Source organism: Corynebacterium sp. NML130628 (assembly GCF_001875665.1).
GTDB lineage: Bacteria > Actinomycetota > Actinomycetes > Mycobacteriales > Mycobacteriaceae > Corynebacterium.
This window is the reverse complement of record NZ_MLAL01000028.1, coordinates 179,729-187,425: the sequence shown is the minus strand read 5'-3', so window position 1 is coordinate 187,425 and position 7,697 is coordinate 179,729. Positions and strand designations below refer to the sequence as shown.

Here is a 7,697-nt window from a genome sequence, read left to right as displayed (position 1 = left end):
CAGCCTATAAGGCCCCACCGCAGTTGGTGGGGATTAATATAGGGCGTGATCTTGCTGTTTACCAGCGGGTATAGTAAGTTTTATTCAAACGAGTCGACGGGGGTTCACAACTCAACGGCGGGCGGCGGGCTGGGAACTTTTCGAGGTGCAGCTCGCCAGAGGCAGGAGCGCCACGAGAGCCGAGGCTCATCCTTAGCCCCGACGATTCGTATGGCAAGCGTGGCTACTGGGATCAGCCGTTTCAGCGACACTCTGGGTGCGACTGCACACAGATCGCTGCGCCCGAGGACTTCACAGACCGTATTCGCCCGTGGGTACGAATGTTTGCCGCACAGGCAGACGGCGGCGAACCCACCAGCACCGAGCAGGGCAGTGCCTTAAGCCAGCCTGCGCCCCAAGAATCTACCGGCGTCAAGGAAGAGGAAGCGGGCGTCGACAAGCCGCCAGAGGCCGAGTCGGACGATGACGATAACCTCGACGGGCGTGGCAGTAAACGCGCTGTGCTGAAAGACCTCGCAGAAGCAGCCCGCGACGAGTTCCGTAAAAGCTCCGGCATTCTCGACAACCTCATCTTCGACACCGCCGTAAACCTGCCGCTGGTGGCGCAGCGCTGACCTACTCCTACCGCTGACTCGCAACGCAGTGCGAAGCAGCATTCCGTGAGTGCATTCGATGTGTTTGGTGAGGATACATTCCCTAGCATTGGTTGCTTGCCATGCATTGTGGTACACGGTGAACAGTGAACATCCAGGGACGTTTAGTGCAGAGCAGTAGCCGTCGCTAGGGTGTTACACGCAAGACAGCTGAAGAAAAGGAGAACACCGTGGCCGCGCAGCAGATCCGCCGAGCAGTGCTGGTTGTTGCGCTGCTGAACCTTGCGTACTTTTTCGTCGAGTTTATCGCCGCGCTGGTGATTGGCTCTGCCTCGCTCGCAGCGGATTCCGCCGACTTTTTCGAGGACACGGCGATTAACTTCCTGGTGTTCTTCGCGGTTGCATGGCCTGCGGCGCGGCGTCGCACGGCGGGCAGTGTGTTGGCGACGTTGATCCTGATTCCGGCGATCGCGGCGGTTGTCATGGTGGTGACCAAGATTCTCAACCCGGTCCCACCTTCGCCGGAGGGACTCACGGGTGTGGCTCTGGGCGCGTTGGCGGTCAACCTCATCTGCGCGGTGATCTTGCTCAAGCTGCGTGACCAGGGTTCGTCGTTGGCGAAGGGTGCGTGGCTCGCCGCGCGTAACGACGCGCTGGCGAACGTGCTCATCATCGTTGCCGGTTTGCTCACGTTTGTTTGGCCGACTGCCTGGTTCGACATCGTTGTTGGCGTCATTATCGCGGCAGTGAACTTCTCAGCAGCGAAAGAGGTCTGGGAGGCTTCCCGCGAGGAGTATGACTCCGTGGAGGAAGCCTTCGCAGAGATGGACGACGATTAACTCCACACCCCGGATGCGCCGCGTCGCCAAGTGCCGATCAGGTTCGTGTCGATAATGCCGGTTGATTCCATGAGCGCGTACATCGTGACGGGGCCGACGAAAGTGAACCCGCGTTTCTTTAGGTCTCGGGCGAGGCGACGTGATTCGTCGGACTGGGTCGGTACTTCCTCCATGCTGCGGGGTGCAGGTGTGGTTTCTGGCTGGTAGGACCAGATAAAGGATGCGAGGTCCGTACCGGTTTCTCGTAACTCGCGGGTGGCGGCCGCGTTGGTGAGCACCGCTTGGAGTTTGCGGCGGTTGCGGATCAGGGAAGCGTCGTCAAGAAGGTGTTCGATTGAGCCCATGCGCGCGAGGACGTCGGGGTCGAACCCGTGGAACGCTTCGCGCAGGGCGTCGCGCTTTTGCAGGATCAGCCTCCACGACAGGCCAACTTGGAACCCCTCGAGGCAGAGGCGTTCGAACATGCCTGCTTCGTCGCGGATGGGCATGCCCCATTCGGTGTCGTAGTAGTGGCGCAGGAGTGGATCGTTTGCGGCCCAGGGTGGACGGCTGAGTCCGTCGTCGCCGGTGATTGGGAATTGTTGCTTTGTTTCGTTATCCATACGTAGTTCGACGTTTTTCGGCGTGGTTTGGTTCCTTGAGTACTCTAGTGTGCATGAACAGGCCAGCAGTTCGAGATTTTGCGCTCTTAGTCATCCGCGCGGTGCTCGGGATCGTGTTCGTTGCGCGTGGTTACCAGCGCTGGTTTGAGCTGGGCATGCGACGCACCGCGGAAGACTTCGCGGCGATTGGAGTCCCGCAGCCGACGCTGTCCGCGTACCTTGCGGGCTTCGTTGAGCTGGTTGGGGGAGCGTTCCTCGTCATTGGCTTGCTGACCACGATTGTCGCGTCAGTGCTCGCGTTATTGGTGCTGGCAGCGACCTATTTCGTGCACCTGAGCAATGGGTTCTTCATCGCCGATGGCGGCGTTGAATACACGATGGTGCTCGCCGCGGCGTTGTTCGTGGTCATCGTGTTCGGGCCGGGGCGCGCAAGTTTGGACGGGGTGCTCACACGTGATTAGCCACGATGAGATTCAGGCCTGTCTGTCCGCGCGGCTCGACGGTGAGCAAGCATCGCTTGACGACGCCGTCGTGGATGCCCACCTCGCGCAGTGCGAGGAATGTGCGGCGTTTTGGGAGCAGGCTCTTTCCTTGTCGCAAAGAGTACGTTTTGCTGAGGTCGACGGGCACGTGGCGCCACCGAGCGATCTTGCCGACGCTATCCTCGCCGGCGTCAATGACCCTTGGCACGCAATGATGCAGCGCCGCCAAGTCAACGTGATGATTGGCCGTGCCGCGCTGTGCGTGATTGCGGTGTGCTGGATCGTGTGGGCGGTCGTGGGGGTTGTCGGTGTTGGTGAGGCGTTGGCGCAAACGCCTGAGGCGGCCGCCGCCACACTGATGGGAGTTGCGGTCCGTTTCGGAGTGGGCCTGTCGTTGGGGCTCGCGTCGTGGAAGCCAGCCCAGATCCCGGGGATCGTGCTGATCGTGGGGACGATGTTCACTTTTACCCTCGGGTTCGCGGTGCTGGACGCGGTGCAGCGCATCGGCGTGGTCGAACCGATAGCGGTGATTGCGCCGGGAATTGCGCTGGTGGCGCTCGCCTGGACGTGGATCGCGGACAAGGGCGTGGCCATGCGTCGCGCTTGGCACCTGCTCAACGCAGACCCGACTGGCCTCTAGCGGGCTACTTCCAGCTTGGGAACCACATGAGGGAGTCGTAGTAGCCGTCGGTGACTCGCAAGCCGTACAGGATTGGGCCCCAGTAGACGAAGCTTGCCGCCACAACGGCGAGGTACACAATTACCGCGATTTGGCCGGTCCGAATTGGGGCGCCGGTGAGTTTCATGAGCCACGCAGGCTCGCGCAGCGCGCCCTTCTTCGCGATGTTGCCGAGCGCGAGTGCCAGCAGCACCGCGGTAAACGGGACCAGGGCAGTTGCGTAGAAAAAGTACATCTGGCGGTCGAACGCTGCGAGCCATGGTAGGAAGCCTGCTGCAAAGCCGATGACTGGCACGATGACGCGGAAGTCGCGGCGAGTGATCCAGACCCACGCCGCCCACAGCAACACCGGGATGGTCAGCCACCAGATAACAGGGGTGCCGAAGAGGGAAATCATTTCGCGGCAGGTGTTGCCGTCGCCGCACTCGATGTCAGTGGAGGAGTAGTAGAGGATCGGACGCGCCGCGACGAGCCACGCCCACGGCTTGGAGTCCCACGGGTGCGAGTGTCCGCTGGAGCTCGTGAGGGAGCCGTGGAATTCAAGCACCGAGAAGTGGTAGTACAGCCATCCAGCAGCTGCGTCTGGCAGGTTGGCGAGCCACGGCCAGTCGGAGCCAGCAATAGTGCCGTCTGCTAGAGAGTGGCGGTAGACGGAGGTTTCGGAAGCGAACCATGCGCGCCACGACCAGATATAGAGGAGCGCGGGCAGCAGCACGATTGAGGCGAGCGCCGAAGGCACGTCACGCAATAGCGCGCCAGCGAGGGGCTTTTCGACGCCATAACGCTTGCGCAGCCACAAATCCCAAAACGCAGACATCAGGCCGTAGAACGCGATGTAGTACAGCCCCGACCACTTAACGCCCAGTGCGAGGCCGAGCAGCACACCGGTAGCGAAGCGCCACCAGCGGAATCCGAGTCTTGGCCCGTACGGCCCGGCTGCCTGCACTGCGCCTGACAACCAGGCGTCGTGCCAACGCTGGTGTACCTGGCGCATGTCGCCTGCGATCGTCCACGCTGCGGCGACGATGAACAGCACTTGGAAAATGTCCAGCATGCCGAATTTGGCTGCGACCAGCAGCACGCCGTCGAAAAGCGCGATGACACCCGCGATTGCTGCGATGGACGTCGACTGGCTCACGCGGCGCGCCAACAGGAACGTGAACACGATGACTGCGGTACCAAACAACGCCGTCATGATGCGCCAGCCCATCGGGGTGTAGCCGAAGATCGTCTCACCAAGCGCGAGGAGCTGCTTCCCCAGCGGCGGGTGCACGACGAGCCCGTAGCCGGGGTTGGACTCGATCCCGCCGAGGATCGGGTTGAAAGAGCTGCGCACCATGTCCCAGCCCTGCGGCACGTAGTGCTTCTCGTCGAATACCGGGGTGCCGGAGGACGTTGGCTGCACCAGCCCGATGAAGCGCGTGAACAGCGCGAGAGCGGTAAGTACCCCCAGTGTGATTGTGTCCCGGCGGTGCCATGGCACGGAGACCGGCGCTCCCGGCTGGGGCCTGCCAGGCTTGATCATCGCGGACGTCGGCGACGCCTCGCTCTGGACGGTATCGATGGGCGCATTGGTATTCACGTGAATGGATACTACTGTGTTCGCTGCATTATCTGTAGCTACACCTAGTATCTATTGCATGGATAGTGCAGACACTTCAGCGACGTTGCAGCACCAGTTCCCTTCACGTGGGGTTGTGTTGGCTGCAACTCCACTCGGCAATATTGACGACGCCTCGCAGCGGCTGGCGTACGCGCTGGCGCATGCGGATGTGATCGCGGCGGAGGATACGCGGCGCACACGCGCACTGGCGGCGGCCCTTGGTGTGGAGCCGCGTGGTCGGGTGGTCTCAAACTTTGACCACAACGAAGATCAGCGACGAGGTGAGCTGCTTGCCGCTGCCCGCAACGGCGTTGTGCTCGTGGTGACGGATGCTGGCATGCCGATCGTTTCAGACCCCGGCCTCTCCCTGGTGGCTGCGGCACACGATGCTGGTGTTCCCGTAACGTGCTTGCCTGGCCCTTCCGCGGTGACGACGGCACTTGCACTCTCGGGGCTGCGCGTGGGGCATTTCATCTTCGACGGGTTCGCTCCACGTAAGGCAGGGGCGCGGGAGGCCTGGCTGAAGGAACTTGTGCACCAGCCCCGCGCCGTCTGCTTCTTCGAATCACCACACCGCTTGGCACAGACACTTGACGACGCCGCTTCGATCCTCGGGCGCGATCGGCGGGCCGCGGTATGCCGCGAACTGACAAAAACTTATGAAGAAGTGAAGCGCGGCCCACTTGGCGAGCTTGCCGAGTGGGCCGAGGACGGCGTGAAGGGCGAAGTGACCGTCGTGATCGAAGGCGGCGACGCTGCAGCGGCAGAGCCGGAAGAGCTCGTGGAAAACGTATTAGAACTGGTCAATGGTGGGATGCGGATGAAGGACGCCGTGAAGACAGTCGCGAAGCAATATGGGGTGAAATCGAGCGAGTTGTACGACTTGGCTCAGGAAGCGCGCAGCACGGAATGATCGCACTTTTCGGCCAAAAATGCGCACTACGTGGACGAATTGGATTAGATATAGCAGCCGAATTCAGTTAACCTGCTAACGCTTTCTTATTTTCTATGGAATTGAGGAGAATTTTTCATGTCTCAGGGAGACCTGACCCAGGATCCACACGATCCTGATGCAGAAACTCGGAGTACTGAACTGACAAATTCCGATGAAGTCGGCCCCGCAGCGCCATCTGCGACGAGTCAGCTCGCGGAGCTCATCGTTGCTGAGCGGCGAGGGGAGCGAAAGGAATCGGTCGGCGCAGAGGAGCAAGTTGAGCTCGCTGCGGAAGACGAGAATGCAAAGATTGACTGGAGCATCGTTGTTCCGCTTCTCGTCGTGGTGACGGCCGTTGTCGCTTGGGGCCTGTTGGCGAAGGATAGTTTCTCGAGCTTCGCAGATACTTCCTTCAGCTGGGTGATTAACAACCTTGGCTGGGCGTTCGTGCTTTTCGGCACGATTTTTGTGTTCTTCGTGCTCGTGATAGCGTTTTCGAACTTCGGGACGATCCGACTCGGCAAGGCGGACGAGCAGCCTGAGTTTAGGACGTCGTCGTGGATTGCAATGATGTTTGCAGCAGGCATGGGCATTGGTCTGATGTTCTACGGTGCGTCTGAGCCATTGTCGATGTACCGCGATGGTGTTCCTGGCCACCAGCCGCACGAGGTTGGCACTGCGCTCGCGCAGACGATGTTCCACTGGAGCCTGCACCCATGGGCGATTTACGCGATCTTGGGCCTTGCGATTGCCTACTCGACGTTCCGCCTCGGTCGCAAGCAGTTGCTCTCTAGCGCCTTCATTCCGCTGATTGGTGAAAAGGGCGTGAACGGTTTCTGGGGCAAGCTGATTGATGGTTTTGCAATTTTTGCAACGATTTTCGGTACCGCATGTTCGCTAGGCTTGGGCGCGATGCAGATTAGCTCGGGCCTGAACGCTTCGGGCTTTGTGGACTCGCCGTCGACGAAGCTGACGATCGGCATTGTGTCTGTCCTTACTCTTGCGTTCCTGCTGTCCGCGATGTCGGGCGTCGGCAAGGGTATTCAGTGGTTGTCGAACTTCAACATGGCGATTGCCGCGCTGCTGGCGATCTTCGTGTTCGTCTTCGGCCCAACCGTGAGCACCTTGAACTTCTTGCCGACGGGCGTCGGCGCGTACCTGTCACAGTTCTTCGAGATGGCTGGCCGTACCGCTGAGAACCAGAACGGTGAGGCTGGCGACTTCCTGTCCGGTTGGACCATCTTCTACTGGGCATGGTGGATCTCCTGGTCACCATTCGTTGGTACATTCCTGGCGCGTATTTCCCGTGGCCGCACCATCCGTGAGTTCTGCCTCGGTGTCATGCTGATCCCGGCCGGTCTGTCCACCGTGTGGTTTGCAATTTTCGGTGGTACTGCCATCAAATTCGAACAGGAAGGCCACTCCATCTACGGTGAGGGTACCGCTGAGGAGCAGCTGTTTAACCTGCTGCACGCACTGCCTGGCGGCTTCTACATTGGTATCTTCGCGGTGATTTTGCTGGGTACGTTCTTCATTACCTCGGCCGACTCGGCTTCGACCGTGATGGCATCCATGTCGCAGAACGGCAAGTCGGATGCGAACCCGTGGATCGCAGCAGTGTGGGGCCTTGGCACCGCATTCGTTGGTCTGACGCTCCTGATCGCCGGTGGCTCTGACGCGCTGGGCGCGCTGCAGTCCGTGACGATTGTCGCGGCGACACCGTTCTTGCTCATCCTGATCTTGCTGATGTTCGCGATTGTTAAGGACGTGTCGAATGACACGATTTACCTGGACAAGAAGGAGCAGGATCGCTTCAACCGCCAGCTGGCTATCGAGCGCCGTATGCACCGCGACCAGGTCGAGCTTGAGCAGAAGAAGGAACAGGTCAAGCGCATGCTGCGTCCTCGCAACTAGACGCTGATTCCCTGCGGATTGCTTCGCGTGTGGCCCCGATATGACCCGGAA

Annotated in this window: 8 protein-coding genes; 6 read left to right on the top strand and 2 right to left on the bottom strand. The window is 60.5% G+C overall.

The features are described from left to right. Positions 1 to 320: 320 nt before the first annotated feature. Together BJP07_RS08390 and BJP07_RS08385 are read left to right on the top strand one after the other, a co-directional pair. Complete coding sequence (locus BJP07_RS08390) at positions 321 to 614, top strand: hypothetical protein (protein WP_071567025.1); 294 nt, start codon at positions 321 to 323, stop codon at positions 612 to 614. A gap of 209 nt (positions 615 to 823) precedes the next feature. Further along, positions 824 to 1,432, top strand: coding sequence for a cation transporter (locus tag BJP07_RS08385; protein ID WP_071567024.1), 609 nt, complete (start codon positions 824 to 826; stop codon positions 1,430 to 1,432). Here BJP07_RS08385 and BJP07_RS08380 read toward each other — a convergent pair. Continuing rightward, on the bottom strand, positions 1,429 to 2,034 hold the full coding sequence (locus BJP07_RS08380; protein ID WP_071567023.1) for a DNA-3-methyladenine glycosylase I: 606 nt from the start codon (positions 2,032 to 2,034) through the stop codon (positions 1,429 to 1,431). The genes BJP07_RS08385 and BJP07_RS08380 overlap by 4 nt on opposite strands. 53 nt (positions 2,035 to 2,087) lie before the next feature. Here BJP07_RS08380 and BJP07_RS08375 point away from each other — a divergent pair, with 53 nt between their 5' ends. Then, complete coding sequence (locus BJP07_RS08375; protein WP_071567022.1) at positions 2,088 to 2,495, top strand: DoxX family protein; 408 nt, start codon at positions 2,088 to 2,090, stop codon at positions 2,493 to 2,495. Beyond that, positions 2,488 to 3,156, top strand: coding sequence for a zf-HC2 domain-containing protein (locus tag BJP07_RS08370; RefSeq protein WP_071567021.1), 669 nt, complete (start codon positions 2,488 to 2,490; stop codon positions 3,154 to 3,156). The genes BJP07_RS08375 and BJP07_RS08370 overlap by 8 nt, the downstream gene beginning before the upstream one ends. Before the next feature lie 4 nt (positions 3,157 to 3,160). On the opposite strand, the gene BJP07_RS08365 is transcribed toward BJP07_RS08370, so the two are convergent. Then, positions 3,161 to 4,720: a dolichyl-phosphate-mannose--protein mannosyltransferase gene (locus tag BJP07_RS08365; RefSeq protein WP_071567042.1), complete on the bottom strand. Its 1,560-nt coding sequence runs from the start codon at positions 4,718 to 4,720 to the stop codon at positions 3,161 to 3,163. A gap of 115 nt (positions 4,721 to 4,835) precedes the next feature. Here BJP07_RS08365 and rsmI point away from each other — a divergent pair, with 115 nt between their 5' ends. After that, a complete protein-coding gene (gene rsmI / locus BJP07_RS08360; protein ID WP_071567020.1) occupies positions 4,836 to 5,711 on the top strand; it encodes a 16S rRNA (cytidine(1402)-2'-O)-methyltransferase in 876 nt (291 codons plus the stop codon). 117 nt (positions 5,712 to 5,828) lie between these two features. Continuing rightward, positions 5,829 to 7,646, top strand: coding sequence for a BCCT family transporter (locus tag BJP07_RS08355; RefSeq protein WP_083584164.1), 1,818 nt, complete (start codon positions 5,829 to 5,831; stop codon positions 7,644 to 7,646). The last annotated feature ends 51 nt before the right edge of the window (positions 7,647 to 7,697 follow it).